This window comes from Vibrio nigripulchritudo ATCC 27043 (assembly GCF_000222685.1).
In the GTDB taxonomy this organism is placed as follows: Bacteria; Pseudomonadota; Gammaproteobacteria; order Enterobacterales; family Vibrionaceae; genus Vibrio; species Vibrio nigripulchritudo.
In genome coordinates this window covers 1-16,276 of sequence record NZ_AFWJ01000090.1, presented here as the reverse complement: position 1 = coordinate 16,276, position 16,276 = coordinate 1, and the positions used below count along the sequence as shown (strand labels likewise).

Genomic DNA, 16,276 nt, shown 5'->3' with positions numbered 1-16,276 from the left:
TCTCAAGGAGTTGGTCATGGCTTTATCCCCCAGTATGATGTTCATCTTAGCTGGTGTTGCACTATTTTTATTGGTTCTGATTTTTCTTACCTCTCGTTATAAGAAGGTAAGAATTGAAGGTGAAGCGCTTATTGTGAACGGTGTGGATCGCACCCGAGCTTCGCTAACCGGTACCTTTGTATGGCCGGTAGTGAACCGATTCGAATACATGGATATTACCCGTAAGAAGATTTCCGTCATCCGCAGTGGTCGTAAAGATCAGGAAGGCGAAGAATATGAAGGTCTTCACTGCAGCGATAATATTCGTGCGGACTTAAAAGTAGACTTCTACATAGGTGTAAATCACGAAGAAGACGACATTGTACGCGTGGCAAAACTGTTTACGGCAGTTGAAGCATCAAACCTTGAGCGTCTGAAAGAGCACTTCCAGCCTAAATTCTCCGAAGCACTAAAAACCGCAGTGAAGCAGTTCGAATTTGAAGAGCTGTTGACCAACCGCCGCGCGTTCCGTGATGCTGTTGTTCAGGTTATCGGTAGCGAAATGGATGGCTTCAAAATCTACGACGTGGTAATCGATAAAATTGACCAGACTTCTCTGGAAGCCCACAACCCAGACAACATTCTTGATGTAGAAGGTATCCGTAAGATCTCTTCCATTACTGCGCAGAAGAACACGGAAACCAACGCGATTCGTCAGGATGAGCGCACCACCATTAAGAAGAAAGATGTAGAAGCGGAAGCGAACCGTCTGCAACTGGATAAACAAGAGAAAGAAAGCATCGCCCGAACTCAGCGTGAAATTGAGATCATCGAAGCGCAAGAGAATGCCCTGTCTGAAGAAAAGCGTCAGGAATACGAGCGCATTTCCTCTTTGGCGAAACTAGAAACCGAAGAAGAAGTAGCGAAAAAGCGTGAAAGCGTAGAAATGGAAGTCGAAATGACGCGTATTGCCAATAAGCGTCAGGTCGCTATTCAGGAAGAAGAACTGAGCCGTGCTGTAGAAACAGAGAAGGTTCGTACCTCTTCTGAAGTGGCTCAGAAAGAGATGGAAAAAGAAACCACGGTTGAAGAAGCGCTGAAATCTGTGGCAGAAACACGCTCTCAACGTGTTGAAATTGAACGCAAGATTGCTCGTGAAGAAGAAGAAACTGAAAACCTTCGAGTGAACGAGCAAGTGAACCGTAAGAAGCGCGTGTCCATGGTAGAAGCCGAAGCGGTGGCTGAAGCGAAACAGCTGGAACTTCTGGTGGCAGCCCGTGCCGAGAAAGACGCAGCGAAAGAGAAAGCTGAACGCCTGCTGATCGAGAAAGACGCCGAGCTGAAAGTGAAGACGCGTGATGCCGAAAATGATCTGGCAGTGAAGACTCGTGAAGCCGAAGCGGCGCATATTGTTGCGACCAAGCAAGCGGATGCAGAGAAAGTGGTTCGTCAGCGTCAGGCTGAGGCAGAGCTAGAAGCGGCAGCCAAAGAAGCTGAAGCACGATACATGCTGAAAGAGCGTGAAGCAGCAGCGAAAGAGCGCATGGCTCACGCTGAGAAAGAACAAATCAGTGCGACGGGTCTGGCGCAAGTGGAAGTGGATCGTGAGCGTGCACAAGCGATTCGTGAAACGGGTGAAGCGGAAGCATACACATTGCAAAGCGCAGGTGAAGCAGAAGCACAGGCACTACGTGCGAAAGGCTTGGCGGAAGCGGAAGCACAAACGGCTCGTTTCGATGCGGCTCAGAAATACGATGACCAAACGCGTGAGCACGACAAGTGGGTTATGCAGCTGCAGCAAGAGAAAGAGCTGGATCTGGCGCGTATCGACGCACAAAAAGACGTGGCATCAGAAAACGCGAAAGCACTGGCACAAGCACTGGCAGCGGCCGATATCAAACTGTTTGGTGGCGACGGTATGGAGCAAATCCGCCGTACGGTTATCGATTCTGCTTCTATGGATACCAAGTTTGAGGAATCCAAAGTCCTTAACCCACTGGTGTCTGAGTACGTGAATGGCAACCGCAGCCTGCCGCAAGACATCAAGGACATCCTTGAAAATACCGAACTGAAAAGCAGTGACCTAAGCAACGTTGCTTTGGCAAGCCTGCTGAATTCACAAGGTGGCGCGACAGAACTTCTGAAGAAAATTCAGCAGTCCGTCAGCAGCTCAGATTCTACTGAGTCTTAATCGCCCATCTTGAGTCATACACCCACACTTACCACCCGTAAGTGTGGGTTTTAAAGGTATAAGCATGTCAGAATCAACCCAGCAGGCTGTCACAGAAGGCGGTGCCTACGAGGTACTCAAGTCACGCCTTTCGCAACAAGGCAGCAAACTTAAAGACATTTCCCACCAGTTCAATCAGGAAAGGCAGCAAGTTTTCGGTGGTCAGGAGCTTTCCCTTATCGGTAAAGCCAATGTGCAAACCGAAGCGCGTTGTGTGCCTGTCGACATGGCGCAGGTCAACGAGCAGCTTCTGTTTGGTTACGAAGTGCATGTGGGAATGAAAGCCCAGCCTTCTCTAGAAGACGTATTCGGGCTGTATCAACTTCATGAAAAAGATGGCACCTTCCGCATTGAACCCGTCAGCCTGGAAGGCAGCTTCCTGTCAGATACTCGTTTTGTTCACGAGTTTACCGAGCTGTTTACCTATTATCAGGATGCCAAGCTCTCTCAGATCTCTCGTCAGGAAAGCACCCTCTACATCGCATTTCAAATCGGCATGCGCGCCGAAGACCGCAAAGTATTTCGCTTTCAACTGAACAAGCATTCGATTGAGTACATAGACTCTCTCGGACATAAGTCGTTGGAGTCGGCGGTTCAGCGTGACTTTGACTGGATTGAAACCACACGAGAAGACCACGTGCTTGGTAAGCACCCCCATGTGTCTATCAAAGACAAGCTATTTGTCGAGTGTGTCGGTGGCGACCTGACCATTAAGGTGGAAGACAACACCGAAGAAGGCAAAGGGGTTTACCGAGAAGAAGTCGAAGACCCACACCAAAGTGTGGCAGATGCCAGCATTGCCTACGCGTTTGTGGGTGATTTGATTGCCCTTCGCGTCTTGCCGAACCGTGAAAAAACGGAACGTTACTTCCTGTACAACCCACTAAATCAGACCGTGACTCGTGCCGATGCACTTGGCGTCAGTGCCAAAGAACTGCCTGAAGAGCACGGCATTTTGTACTCGCATGGTTACGTGCTGGCGAATGGAGAAGCCAAGCGCTTTGATATGCCGTGGGCAGATCTTAAGTTTTTCCAGAAAATCGCCTCACCAAACGGCGAAGACCTGATGTACTTCTTCTTTAACATGGTGAAAGGGTATTACGTTGTTTATACCTACAACATGATAGAAAAGTCGTTTTCAGCTCCTATGGACAGCCACGGTTACAGCCTGTATCCAGATGGTCGCATGCTGGTATTCCAACTGTCTGAAAACGCAGAAGCGTCTACCATTCATCCACTGCGAATCTGGGACACACCATTTGCCACCCCGGAACACTACAGCCGCCACAGTGCAAAAAGCGATGCCTCCAGCCCCTTGTTTAATCTCGGCAATGCAGAGCTGGTACGTGCACTGTCTTCCGTACTGTCAATTTGTCACTTCGCTTCAACCGAAGAAGTTACGCAAGCCGCGTATGAAGCACTGCTGAAGCAGTGTCAGGCGACTCTTGATCACTACCACTGGCTCGCTCACGATTATGCGATGGGGCTGGGGGATGCGATTCAGGATGTAATGTCGACTTCTGACAAGATCATCGATGAATTCGCCAAAGTTCAGCAGCTTCAGGCTCATGCTCAGCATGCGATTGAAGAAGAATCCGAATCCGTCGCCACTCTGATTAGCAAAGTAAAACTGGCGCCCAAAGATCAGGCGGCGAGTTTGCTAACTCTGCTTTCAGAAGTGAAAACGCAAGTCGGCAACACCATGGCTCTGCGCCAGCAACATTACATCGATATTGCCAAAGTCGATGAGTTGCTAGGTTCGCTGGATGAGCAACGCCAGTATCTAAATCAGCAGTTGCTTGAGTTGCTGCAAGATGAAAAAGCCTACCAGCCATTCAAAAAGCAAATCCATACTGTGGAAGAGCAGTTGGAAACGGTTGAGAAAACCTCGGATATTCAGGAGCTTCAAGAGCAGATTGAAAAGCTTCGTGCTGAGCTGCAATTGGTGACTGAAGAAGTCACCGACATCGAAACCGAAGATCCAACACAGTCGACCCGCATTCTGGATTTGACCACCGAAGTGTCGTCCATGCTGAATGCCGTGTCCGCCAAGCTGCGCAACAAAAACAGTGGGCTACGCAGCGACGAAGCGAAAGCAGAATTTGGGGCGCAGTTTAAGCTGCTGGCTCAGTCAGTAAACAGCGCGATGGAGCAGGCTACCACACCCGATGAGTGTGATAATCAGCTTGCGAAGTTGATTGGACAGCTAGAGAAGCTGGAATCTCGCTTTGCGGATTTCGACGAGTTTCTGGGAGAAATTTACACCAAGCGCGATGAAATTCAGTCAACGCTAGAAAACCACAAGCAGCAGTTGGTGAGTGCTCAGCAACGACGCATTCAGAATTTGCTTCAAGCAGCGAATGTTACCTTTAACAGCATCGAAAAACGCGTAGCACGATTCGATGATGTCGCATCTCTGAACAGCTATTTTGCCACCGACGCCATGGTGATGAAGCTGCGCCAGTTGTCGGAATCCATCCGTGAACTGGGCGACAGCGTGAAAGCCGACAGCGTCGACGCTAAACTCAAATCCGTTCAGGACCAGTCACTGAGATCGCTTCGTGATAATCAGGATATTTTCGAAGACGGCGGTAAAATCCTGCGACTGGGTAAGCATCGATTCAGCGTGAACCAGCAGCCTTTGGATGTGACGCTGGTTGGGCACGATGACGAGCTTTGTACCCACATCTCAGGCACCGATTTCTATCAGCCGATTGAAGACGAAACGTTTCTGGCGCTTCAGAACATTTCGAAGCTGGATATCGCTTCCGAAACCGACGACATTTATCGCTCGGAATACCTGGCTTATCTGATTCTGCATTCTGCCATGAACCTCAGTGACGACTTCGATACCGAAGCCTTGCTGCACGCGCGAAAGTCGGGTGAGCTATTAAGCCTAGTACAACGCTTTGCTTCGCCTAGGTACAAAGAAGGCTACATCAAAGGTATTCACGATCACGATGCAGAGAAAATACTGAACCAGCTTCTCCCTGTTTTTGAACAGGCAGGGTCGCTACGCTTTGGTCAGCAAGAGCGAGCCATCGCCTGGATGTGGTTGATAGCCCAAGATGGTACATCGCTCGAAGAATGGAAGAGCAAAGCTAATAACGCCAACCTGCTCAAAGTGCACCTTCAGTCGCCAGACGCATACCAAAGCCTGCAAGCCGAGTTAGAAAAAGAGCTGGGCGAGTCGGGCAGTGGATTTTTGTCTGATGCCAGTGATTACCTGATTCAATTGCTCGCCAAAAGTGAATCTCGAATCGAGGTCAGCCGTGATGCCATGGAGCTGTGCGATGATTACCTTCAGTTCCGCCGAAGCCTTGGCTGGTCTGGCAATCAACACTCGCCAAGCGTCAGTATGCAAGATCACCTTCAATGGCTAACAGCGTACACTCAGCAAAAATCGCTGGGCAAAGCGTTTGTGACTGAAGCGGCTGCGATAGCAGTATGGAAAGAGCAGGACAATGCGCCTTTGAGCCCGGTTGATTTCTCACTCACTTGTGAAGTAGAAAGTCTACTGGGGGAACATCGCAATATCGATCAGGGTAAGCTAAGTCTGGTATTGGATGGCTTTTTGCAACGTTGTGAGCAGCACCGAAGCGTAACGATTCCTCAGTTTGAATCGTACCTCAATAAACGTGCAGACCTGCTGCAAGACGCGAAATCGAATTTCCGTCTGAATGAATTCAAACCACGCCCACTGACGTCGTTCGTGCGTAACAAGTTGATCAGCGAGAGCTACTTACCACTCATTGGTGACAACTTCGCCAAACAAATGGGTACGGTTGGCGACAACAAACGTACCGACTTGATGGGTATGCTTTTACTTATCTCACCTCCGGGTTACGGTAAAACCACCCTGATTGAATACGTGGCGCACAAGCTTGGTCTTGTGTTCATGAAGATCAACGGTCCTTCCATTGGTCATCAGGTGACATCGCTCGATCCAAAGGATGCGCCGGATCAGAACGCTGCTCGTGAGATCGAGAAGATCAACTTAGCCTTTGAGATGGGCAACAATGTCCTGCTGTATCTTGATGATATTCAGCACACCCATCCCGAGTTCTTACAGAAATTCATTTCTCTGTGTGACGGTACTCGTCGAATCGAAGGGACATGGCGTGGCGAAACCAAAACTTACGACATGCGTGGTAAGAAGTTCTCGGTTGTGATGGCGGGTAACCCGTACACCGAATCGGGAGACATGTTCCGAATCCCAGACATGCTGGCAAACCGTGCCGACATCTACAACCTGGGTGACATGCTGTCGGATCAGAAAGCCGCGTTTGAGCTCAGTTTCGTCGAGAACTCCTTGACGTCGCATCCTGTTCTGGCACCGCTGGCGACTCGTGACCTGAACGATTTGTATCGCTTCGTGCGGATGGCTAACGGTGAAGGCATACCGCTGAGCGACATGTCTCACTCGTATTCAGCAACCGAGTCTTCCGAAATTGTCTCTACCTTGCAGAAGCTTCTGACGGTTCAGCAGACCGTACTCAAAGTCAACCAGCAGTACATTGCTTCTGCGGCAACCGCGGATCAGTACCGTGTTGAGCCACCGTTTAAGCTTCAGGGTTCTTATCGAAACATGAATAAGCTGGCGGAGAAGATTTCGTCTGTCATGACTGAAGAAGAGCTGCAAACGCTTCTGCAAGATCACTATCAAGGTGAAGCGCAAACACTGACCAATGGTACAGAAGAAAACTTATTGAAACTGGCTGAACTTCGAGGGGATATGACTGATGAGCAGCAGGCTCGCTGGAATGAAATTCGTGAAGGGTATCAGCGTAATCAGTTGATGGGTGACTCAGAAGACAGAGCAGGACAGGTTGTCCAGCAACTGGCGGCATTGAACCAAACCATGAGTCGTGTGACTCAAGGGCTAGGAGAAAATAATGAATAGGGAACAACTGCAACAACTCCTTCAATCTTCCATTGAAGATCATCGTCTGGATGATTCTGAAAGGCGCGAACTTAACGACCAGTTGAGCAACGCCGAGTTAAAACAGGAAGACCGTTCATTTCTGCGTAATCAGAGCTTCAAACTGGCGCAGCAATCCCTCAAAGAGGGGGCGGACGCCAGTGACATCGTTCGTTGGTTAGAGAAAACCATCAAAGTGTTGGACAACGCAAAGTCGGATGCGGGTGGTGATCTGGTTGGGTGCTGGTTTTCCCCAGGGCGTTCCTGCGCCGAAGGCATCATTAAGCAGCTAAATCAGGCACGTCACACTATCGATATCTGTGTATTTACCATTGCCGATGACAACCTTACGGCGCACATCGTGAAGGCACACAAACGTGGCGTAAAAGTGCGCGTCGTGACCGACAACGATAAGATCTTCGATAAAGGCAACGACGTGAATTATCTGGTGGAACAAGGTGTAGAGGTTAAAGTCGATACCACGTCTTATCACATGCATCATAAGTTCGCGATTTTTGACGGTGTACGCATGCTGAATGGCAGTTTTAACTGGACCCGAAGCGCGTCTAAGTACAACGAGGAAGACATCACGCTGACTGATGACATGCGTTTTGTACAGCCTTTCCAAAAGCAGTTTGAAGAACTTTGGCAGAAATTCCCGTTCCATCAACCTGAGCTAGCATAAGGAGGATTTACAATGACAGACATGGTTCAAACCGAAGAGTTAAAAGAAGAAGCCCTGAGCCCTCAGGTACTGGAGCTGGCGCAAAATTTCGACCCGTTTGATACGGTAGCGACCATTACTTTCGGTAAAGAAGCGCTTGAAAGTATTACCGCTTTTTCTGATAGCGTGCTTGAGCAAGTAAGAGTGCGAGACAGCGGAGAAGCTGGAGAAATCCTGCAATCCATGGTCAGCGCCATGAGCAGTGCGGAATTTGATTATCTCAAAGACAAAAGCTTTTTGGCGAGCCTGCCGCTTATCGGCGAGCTATTTGATTCGTTCAAAAAGTTCTCTGACAGCTTTGATTCCGTAAAGAGCAGCTTGGAGCAGCTTTCCGATAAGCTGGAAGCGCAGGAACTGAAACTGGGACACGACATCAATCGTCTGGATACCTTGTACGATGAGAACCTGAACCTGCTCAATGGGCTGGACAACTACATCGCCGCGGGTAAGTGGAAACTGAACCAGATGAATACGGACGTATTGCCTTCGCTACTGGCTGAAGCTGAAAAGTCCGCAGATGCTCTGGATGCTCAAAAGCACCGTGACGCCGTTCAGGCAGTCGCTCGTTTGGAAAAACGGATTCACAATCTTGAATTGACTCGAATGGCGGCAATTCAAACCGCTCCTCAGATTCGCCTTTCTCAGGAAGGCAATAAGATGCTGATGGAAGACATTCAGGACATCGTGCACAACACTTTCCCGTTGTGGAAGCGCCAGTTCCTGATTGCGATTTCCAATTACGAGAAAGAGAAAGCACTAAAAGTGACGCGTGCGGTGAAAGACTACACCAATGAGCAGTACGTGAAGAACGCTGAAAAGCTGAAAGTGCTGGAAGAGCAAATTTCCGAAAACTATCAGCGCGGCATTCTGGATCTCGAATCTCTGGAAACGGTCAACCAACTGACCATTGAAACCCTGAATAACACGCTATCTCGCGTGAAAGAGGGCAGAGAGCAACGTGCGCATGCTCAGACGGTGATTGAGCAGGCAGAGCAAGAGCTTAAAGACGCGCTGTCGCAAACTCTCGAAAGCTAAGGCTTGTCGCTGATACCCTAAAAGCCGAGAATATCGAACCGATGTTCTCGGCTTTTTAATGGAACCTGAGTTCAGGTTATGGAGAGAAAACATGGCGTTGATGAATCAATTAAGCCAGCAATTGGGTGAAGCGTTGCTCGATAAAGGGCTGGTCATGACCACTGCTGAGTCGTGTACTGGCGGCGGTGTTGCGACGGCGGTGACGGACATTGCGGGCAGTTCTGCCTGGTTTGACAGAGCGTTTGTGACCTACAGCAATGAAGCCAAAATGGAGATGCTGGGCGTAAATGCGTCGACACTAGAGGCTCATGGTGCGGTTAGTGAACCTGTAGTAACCGAAATGGTGGCAGGAGCACTGGCGAATTCCAATGCATCGATAGGCGTTTCCATTAGCGGTGTAGCGGGACCGGGTGGCGGTAGCGAAGAGAAGCCAGTGGGGACAGTATGTTTCGGATTTCAATCGGAGCAGGGCTGGCAAAAAATTGAAACTTGTTACTTTGAGGGTGATCGGGCTCAAGTCCGCAGACAGGCAGTCCTTCATGCTCTTCAGGTTTTGCTACAGTACCTAACAGAGTAATTTGGCGGATAAAGCCAGAATCGAAAAATTTTTTCATACAGGTATAGACACTGTATGAATCAACAGTATAATAGCCAACATAATCACGAACACGTTGTGTGGAGATACGGATGGACGATAACAAACAAAAGGCGTTAGCCGCAGCACTTGGTCAAATTGAAAAGCAATTCGGTAAAGGCTCTATTATGCGCCTTGGTGACAACCGCGCGATGGATGTTGAAACCATCTCAACCGGTTCTCTGTCACTGGATATCGCTTTGGGTGCTGGTGGTTTGCCGATGGGACGTATCGTAGAAATCTACGGTCCTGAGAGTTCGGGTAAAACCACGCTAACTCTTGAGCTTATCGCAGCAGCACAACGTGAAGGTAAAACCTGTGCATTTATCGATGCAGAGCACGCGCTAGACCCTATCTACGCGAAGAAGCTTGGTGTCGATATCGAAGCACTGCTTGTTTCTCAGCCTGATACAGGTGAGCAAGCGCTGGAAATCTGTGACGCGCTGGCACGTTCTGGTGCTATCGACGTAATGGTAGTTGACTCCGTAGCAGCTCTAACACCAAAAGCGGAAATCGAAGGTGAAATGGGCGACAGCCACATGGGCTTGCAAGCACGTATGCTTTCTCAGGCTATGCGTAAGCTAACAGGTAACCTAAAGCAGTCTAACTGTATGTGTATCTTCATCAACCAGATCCGTATGAAGATTGGTGTGATGTTTGGTAACCCAGAAACCACCACAGGTGGTAACGCACTGAAATTCTACGCATCTGTTCGTCTTGATATCCGCCGTACTGGTTCTATCAAAGATGGTGACGAAGTTGTTGGTAACGAAACTCGCATTAAAGTCGTTAAGAACAAGATTGCGGCACCGTTCAAGCAAGCTGAAACACAAATCATGTATGGTCAGGGGTTCAACCGTGAAGGTGAACTGATTGATCTGGGTGTGAAGCACAAGTTGGTTGAAAAGGCGGGTGCTTGGTACAGCTACAACGGCGACAAGATTGGTCAGGGTAAAGCGAACGCAGGCAAATTCCTTCGCGAAAACTCGAATATTGCACTAGAAATCGATAGCAAACTGCGTGAGATGCTACTTACGACGGCTCAGCCTGAAGAGCCAGAACAAGGCGAAATGCCAAAAGAAGAAGAGTTTTAATCACTCATTCAATTACCAAAAGCCCTGCATTGCAGGGCTTTTGCGTATCTGGCTAAAAACCATATCCACTGTTTTTATTGAAATTTTGAGTATGTATCCAAAGAAAAATCCTCCAGCCCTCTCAAGTAAAGAAGCCGCGATTCAGTTACTCAGCCGACGTGACCACGGTGAGTACGAACTTTACCAAAAGCTGGCTTTTAAAGGATACGATGAAGAACAGATCCAAGATGCGGTGAATTTCTGTATTGATCATAATTACTTAGACGATCTTCGTTATGCCAAAAGCCAGATCAGACAACATGTCTACAAAGGGCATGGTGAACGTCGAATTCGCCAGGAACTCAGCCAAAAACGTGTATCAGAATCGGTGATTGAAGAAGCGTTGCAAGAAGAACCACAAGACTGGTTTGAACTTGCCAAAGCGGCGGCGGAAAAAAAGTTCAAAGGCATAAAAGCCAAAGATCAGAAAGAATACGCCAAGCAAGTCAGGTTTTTACAATATCGGGGCTACAGCTTTGACCAGATCAGTTACGCCTTAAGTGATGAGGAATAGTCTTATCTAAGCCTTGAACTACCGAGTTAAACGAGCCTTTTTTGGCTTCCCCATCTTTTTCTATTCTTCCCTCATGAAAAAACGGATTTTTCTGTCCATCTTCTTTTGAATCAAACCGCCTAAGATCCTGTTTTCACGTTTCTTTTATAAATAGCGATTTCACACAAGAATAAATTCTTGTGGAATCTCGCATCTTGAGGTCGGTTGGGTATACAATGTGGCAAAATTCTAACTCGACTATTTTCAGGAAGAGCTGCATGTACATGAGCACAGATGAGGTTCGTAACGCGTTCCTCAAGTTCTTTGAAAGCAAAGGACACCAAATCGTAGACAGTTCATCGTTAGTACCACATAACGATCCAACCCTGCTATTCACTAACGCAGGTATGAACCAATTTAAAGATTGTTTCTTAGGCTTAGAAAAACGAGCCTACACTCGAGCGACTACGGCCCAACGCTGTGTACGTGCTGGCGGTAAGCACAATGACCTTGAAAACGTGGGCTTTACAGCTCGCCACCATACCTTCTTCGAAATGTTGGGTAACTTCAGCTTCGGTGATTACTTCAAAGAAGACGCGATCTCGTTTGCCTGGGAATTTCTGACAGAAGTTCTTCAACTTCCGAAAGACCGTCTGCTGGTGACTGTATACGAAACCGACGATGAAGCTTTTGATATCTGGAACAAAAAAGTAGGTGTTCCAGCTGATCGCATTGTTCGCATTGGCGACAAAGAAGGCGGTAAGCCATACGAGTCAGATAACTTCTGGCAAATGGGTGACACAGGTCCATGTGGCCCATGTACTGAAATCTTCTACGATCACGGCGATCACATCTGGGGCGGTCGTCCGGGCACACCAGAAGAAGACGGTGACCGTTTTATCGAGATTTGGAACAACGTATTCATGCAATTTAACCGTCATGCCGATGGCACGATGGAACCGCTACCAAAACCATCGGTAGACACGGGCATGGGTATCGAGCGTATTTCTGCCATCATGCAGGGCGTGCATTCCAACTACGAAATCGACGTTTTCCAAACCCTAATTAAAGCCGCTGCTGAGGTGACTGGTCATGAAGACCTGTCTAACCAATCGCTCCGCGTAGTTGCTGACCACATCCGTTCATGTGCGTTCCTAATCGTTGATGGCGTGATGCCTTCAAACGAAGGTCGTGGTTACGTGCTTCGCCGTATTATCCGCCGCGCTGTTCGCCACGGTAACAAGTTGGGTGCACAAGGTGCGTTCTTCCACAAGCTGGTTGGTGTACTGGCCGAAGTGATGGGCACGGCGGGTGTTGAACTTAAGAAGCAACAAGCACTGGTTGAAAAAGTACTTCGCATTGAAGAAGAGAACTTTGGTCGCACGCTAGAGCGTGGCATGTCTATCCTAAACGAAGCGTTAGATGGTTTGGAGGGCAAAGTACTTGATGGCGAAACAGTATTCAAACTTTACGATACCTACGGCTTCCCAGCAGATTTAACCAACGACGTAGCGCGTGAGCGTGACTTTGCTATCGACGAAGAAGGCTTCGAGAAAGCGATGGAAGCTCAGCGTCAGCGTGCACGTGAAGCGGGTCAGTTTGGTACGGACTACAATGCTGCCATCAAAGTGGATGCATCCACCGAGTTCTGCGGATACACAAGCACCGAAGGCAGCAGTACAGTGTCGGCACTGTTCGTTGAAGGTAACGAAGTCGAAGCACTATCCGCGGGCGACAAAGCAATCGTAATTCTTGAAGAAACGCCATTCTATGGCGAGTCAGGCGGTCAGTGTGGCGATACAGGTACATTGAAAACTGACGCTGGTCTTTTCCAGGTTGAAGATACTCAAAAGCTAAACAACGCAGTTGCGCACCACGGTGTGTTGGTTGAAGGTGTTTTTGCCAAAGGTGATAGCGTTGCTGCAACCGTTGATGCCGCGCGTCGTGCAGCGATTATCCTTAACCACTCAGCGACTCACCTACTGCACGCGGCGCTTCGCCATGTACTGGGTGACCACGTTGCTCAGAAAGGCTCGCTTGTAAAAGCTGAAGGTTTACGATTTGACTTCTCTCATCTTGAAGCAATGACACCTGCAGAAATCAAAGAAGTTGAGCGTTTGGTAAACATTCACGTTCGCCGTAACCATAATATCCAGACAGACATCATGAACATCGAAGACGCAAAAGCGAAAGGTGCGATGGCTCTGTTCGGTGAGAAATACGACGACCAAGTGCGTGTTCTTACCATGGGTGAATTCTCAACCGAATTGTGTGGCGGTATTCACGCCTCAAGCACGGGTGATATTGGCCTATTCAAGATCACCTCAGAAGGTGGTATCGCAGCAGGTATTCGACGTATTGAAGCTGTGACAGGTGAAGGTGCGCTGGATGCTATCGAAGCCGAAAATAGCAAATACGAAGAGAAGCTTTCTGAAGCAGCAAGCAAAGCGAAAGCTCTTGAGAAAGAGATCCAACATTTGAAAGACAAGTTGGCGTCTCAGGCTAGTGCAAGCCTGACTAGTCAGGTAAAAGAAATTGCTGGCGTGAAAGTACTTGTGTCTAAGCTGGACGGTGCAGACAACAAAGCACTACGCGGCATGGTTGACGAGCTTAAGAATCAGCTTGGTAGCGGCATCATCATGTTAGGTAATGTTGCTGGCGATAAAGTTGGTCTGATCGCGGGCGTGACCAAAGATCTGACGGGCAAAGTGAAAGCCGGCGAACTGGTCAACATGGTTGCTCAACAAGTTGGTGGTAAAGGCGGTGGTCGTCCTGATATGGCGCAAGCCGGTGGTACTGATGCCAATGCACTTTCAGCAGCGCTAGACTCAGTTGATGCCTGGCTAGAAGAGCGTTTGTAACTTTTATTTTTTTGAATGCCACTGGCTGATAAAGTCAGTGGCATTTGTGTATAACGACAACGGGGATTAAGCCCCAGGAAGGTGAAGAAAGGTGACACAGTCATTACGTGAATCTCTAGTAGTTCAGAAGTTCGGCGGAACTTCAGTTGGATCTATCGAGCGCATTGAAGCGGTAGCGGATCGAATCATTAAAACCAGGCAAGAGGGAAAACAATTGGTGGTTGTGGTTTCGGCCATGTCAGGCGAAACAAACCGCTTATTAGGGTTGGCTCATCAGGTTGATGCTGTACCAACTGCCCGAGAGTTAGACGTGCTGTTGTCAGCAGGTGAACAGGTTTCGATGGCGTTGTTAGCCATGACACTGAATAAGAAAGGTGTTAATGCCGTTTCTTTGACAGGTGCTCAAGCTGGTGTGAAAACCAATAATGTTCACAATGATGCGAAAATTGAATCGATAGAAACAGAAACGATTCTGAACTATTTAGAGAAAGATCACGTGGTGATAGTTGCTGGTTTTCAGGGGATGTCTGAAAGCGGAAATATCACAACCCTGGGTCGGGGAGGATCGGATACATCTGCGGTAGCACTGGCAGGTGAACTGCGTGCGTCCGAGTGCCAAATCTTTACAGATGTGGATGGGATCTATACCTGCGATCCTCGTGTCGTTAAAGATGCGTTAAAACTAGATGTGATTGATTTCCCAAGCATGGAAGAGATGGCAAGAAAAGGAGCGAAAGTGCTTCATCTTCCATCTGTGATACATGCATGGAAACATGGCGTCCCTCTGAGAGTCCTGTCTTCATTTTCTGAAGAGTCTGGAACTTTGGTGGTTGGAGAAGAGTCTGATAGTCCAATCAGTGGATTAGCGATCCAGCGTGATTTGGTGGTAGTGGAAGTCAAATCCAGTGCCAAGCAGTCTATTCTGGATCAGTGTCAGATGCTTGGTATTGAGGTATGGGCAGCAGCGGACGAATCCGGTGTAACCGATATTGTGATTCCAAACTCATCTTTGGCTAAGCTTTCACTGATTGCTGCCGATAGCATAGCTAAGTCCACACCTGTATCTGCGGTAAGCTGTGTTGGTTGCAAAGCGCAACAAGCACAACCTTTATTGACAGATGTGTTTGAACAGCACCAAATTCCACTTTTAGGTGAAGTAAAGGACGTCCGTTCTTGCACTTACTTTATTGAACCTGAGAGAATAGAAGAGATTTCCAATCTTCTTCACAGTTTTATAGTAGCTGGACATTTAGAGCTTGATGGTCATCAAAAGCTAATGGTTTCATAGTCAGAAGGGATTATGGAATTGTTAATTTTCTAAGATGGTGACATCATAGAGAAAAATAACTCAGAGATTACTCAAGGAGCACAAGAATGCTAATTTTGACTCGCCGCGTAGGTGAAACTCTTATGATCGGTGATGAAGTAACTGTCACCGTGCTTGGTGTTAAAGGTAACCAGGTTCGAATCGGTGTTAATGCACCTAAAGAAGTATCTGTACACCGTGAAGAAATTTACATGCGTATACAAGCCGAGAAAGGCAACGGTGGTTCAGTTTCTGGTAACTACTAACACTAAGAAGGTCAGCAGAAGCTGGCCTTTTTAATAGGCATCAAAATCACGCGTTCAGGGAAAAGTTTGATTTCCCGCCACTTTGATTAAATACCCAACGCTTAAGCTGTTTTTTGCTATTTTTGCCAAGAAAATGTTTGACATATTTTCGGTAAATCGTAATATGTGCCTCCGCAAGACGGTGAGGTGGCCGAGAGGCTGAAGGCGCTCCCCTGCTAAGGGAGTATACGGTTTGTAGCCGTATCGAGGGTTCGAATCCCTCCCTCACCGCCATTCTTGCATTTCTTATAAAGTTGATACTCTCAACACAAAAATAAGAATCAGCGCGCTCGTAGCTCAGCTGGATAGAGTACCTGGCTACGAACCAGGCGGTCGAAGGTTCGAATCCTTCCGAGCGCGCCATTATTCCTTATTTGGAATACTACGTCGGTGAGGTGGCCGAGAGGCTGAAGGCGCTCCCCTGCTAAGGGAGTATACGGTTTGTAGCCGTATCGAGGGTTCGAATCCCTCCCTCACCGCCATTTATTGGCCTGAGGTCAATTTTTTTGTTTCTGATGAAATGAAATGTGATATAGTTCACAACCTGCGCGCTCGTAGCTCAGCTGGATAGAGTACCTGGCTACGAACCAGGCGGTCGAAGGTTCGAATCCTTCCGAGCGCGCCATTATTTAATTGTCTGACGTCTGTCATACAA

The 16,276-nt window shown here is 48.2% G+C and carries 10 protein-coding genes and 4 tRNA genes; all 14 read left to right on the top strand.

The features are described 5' to 3' along the window. Positions 1-16 precede the first annotated feature (16 nt). Entirely contained in the window at positions 17-2,170 is a 2,154-nt protein-coding gene (locus RH89_RS09160) for a flotillin family protein (RefSeq protein ID WP_004401299.1), read from the top strand. Between the two features lie 64 nt (positions 2,171-2,234). Continuing rightward, positions 2,235-7,112, top strand: coding sequence for a DNA repair ATPase (locus RH89_RS09155; RefSeq protein ID WP_004401298.1), 4,878 nt, complete (start codon positions 2,235-2,237; stop codon positions 7,110-7,112). Next, positions 7,105-7,815, top strand: a complete 711-nt coding sequence (locus RH89_RS09150; RefSeq protein ID WP_004401297.1) for a phospholipase D-like domain-containing protein — start codon at positions 7,105-7,107, stop codon at positions 7,813-7,815. The genes RH89_RS09155 and RH89_RS09150 overlap by 8 nt, the downstream gene beginning before the upstream one ends. A 12-nt stretch (positions 7,816-7,827) precedes the next feature. Beyond that, entirely contained in the window at positions 7,828-8,889 is a 1,062-nt protein-coding gene (locus RH89_RS09145) for a toxic anion resistance protein (RefSeq protein WP_004401296.1), read from the top strand. 91 nt (positions 8,890-8,980) lie between these two features. After that, positions 8,981-9,466 (top strand): nicotinamide-nucleotide amidase, encoded by a 486-nt coding sequence (pncC, locus tag RH89_RS09140; protein ID WP_004401295.1) that lies wholly within the window; start codon positions 8,981-8,983, stop codon positions 9,464-9,466. A 110-nt stretch (positions 9,467-9,576) separates the two neighbouring features. Next, on the top strand, positions 9,577-10,617 hold the full coding sequence (gene recA / locus RH89_RS09135) for a recombinase RecA (RefSeq protein WP_004401294.1): 1,041 nt from the start codon (positions 9,577-9,579) through the stop codon (positions 10,615-10,617). Between the two features lie 91 nt (positions 10,618-10,708). Then, complete coding sequence (recX, locus tag RH89_RS09130; protein WP_004401293.1) at positions 10,709-11,170, top strand: recombination regulator RecX; 462 nt, start codon at positions 10,709-10,711, stop codon at positions 11,168-11,170. A gap of 257 nt (positions 11,171-11,427) precedes the next feature. Continuing rightward, positions 11,428-14,010, top strand: a complete 2,583-nt coding sequence (gene alaS, locus RH89_RS09125; protein ID WP_004401292.1) for an alanine--tRNA ligase — start codon at positions 11,428-11,430, stop codon at positions 14,008-14,010. A gap of 91 nt (positions 14,011-14,101) precedes the next feature. Continuing rightward, complete coding sequence (locus tag RH89_RS09120) at positions 14,102-15,298, top strand: aspartate kinase (protein ID WP_004401291.1); 1,197 nt, start codon at positions 14,102-14,104, stop codon at positions 15,296-15,298. 86 nt (positions 15,299-15,384) lie between these two features. Further along, positions 15,385-15,582 (top strand): carbon storage regulator CsrA, encoded by a 198-nt coding sequence (gene csrA / locus RH89_RS09115; RefSeq protein ID WP_004401290.1) that lies wholly within the window; start codon positions 15,385-15,387, stop codon positions 15,580-15,582. 180 nt (positions 15,583-15,762) lie between these two features. Next, positions 15,763-15,855: transfer RNA gene (locus RH89_RS09110), tRNA-Ser, on the top strand. Positions 15,856-15,907: 52 nt separating this feature from the next. Continuing rightward, a tRNA-Arg gene (locus RH89_RS09105) sits at positions 15,908-15,984 on the top strand. 26 nt (positions 15,985-16,010) lie between these two features. Next, positions 16,011-16,103 (top strand) — tRNA-Ser (locus RH89_RS09100). Positions 16,104-16,169: 66 nt separating this feature from the next. Further along, positions 16,170-16,246, top strand: a tRNA-Arg gene (locus tag RH89_RS09095). Positions 16,247-16,276 lie beyond the last annotated feature (30 nt).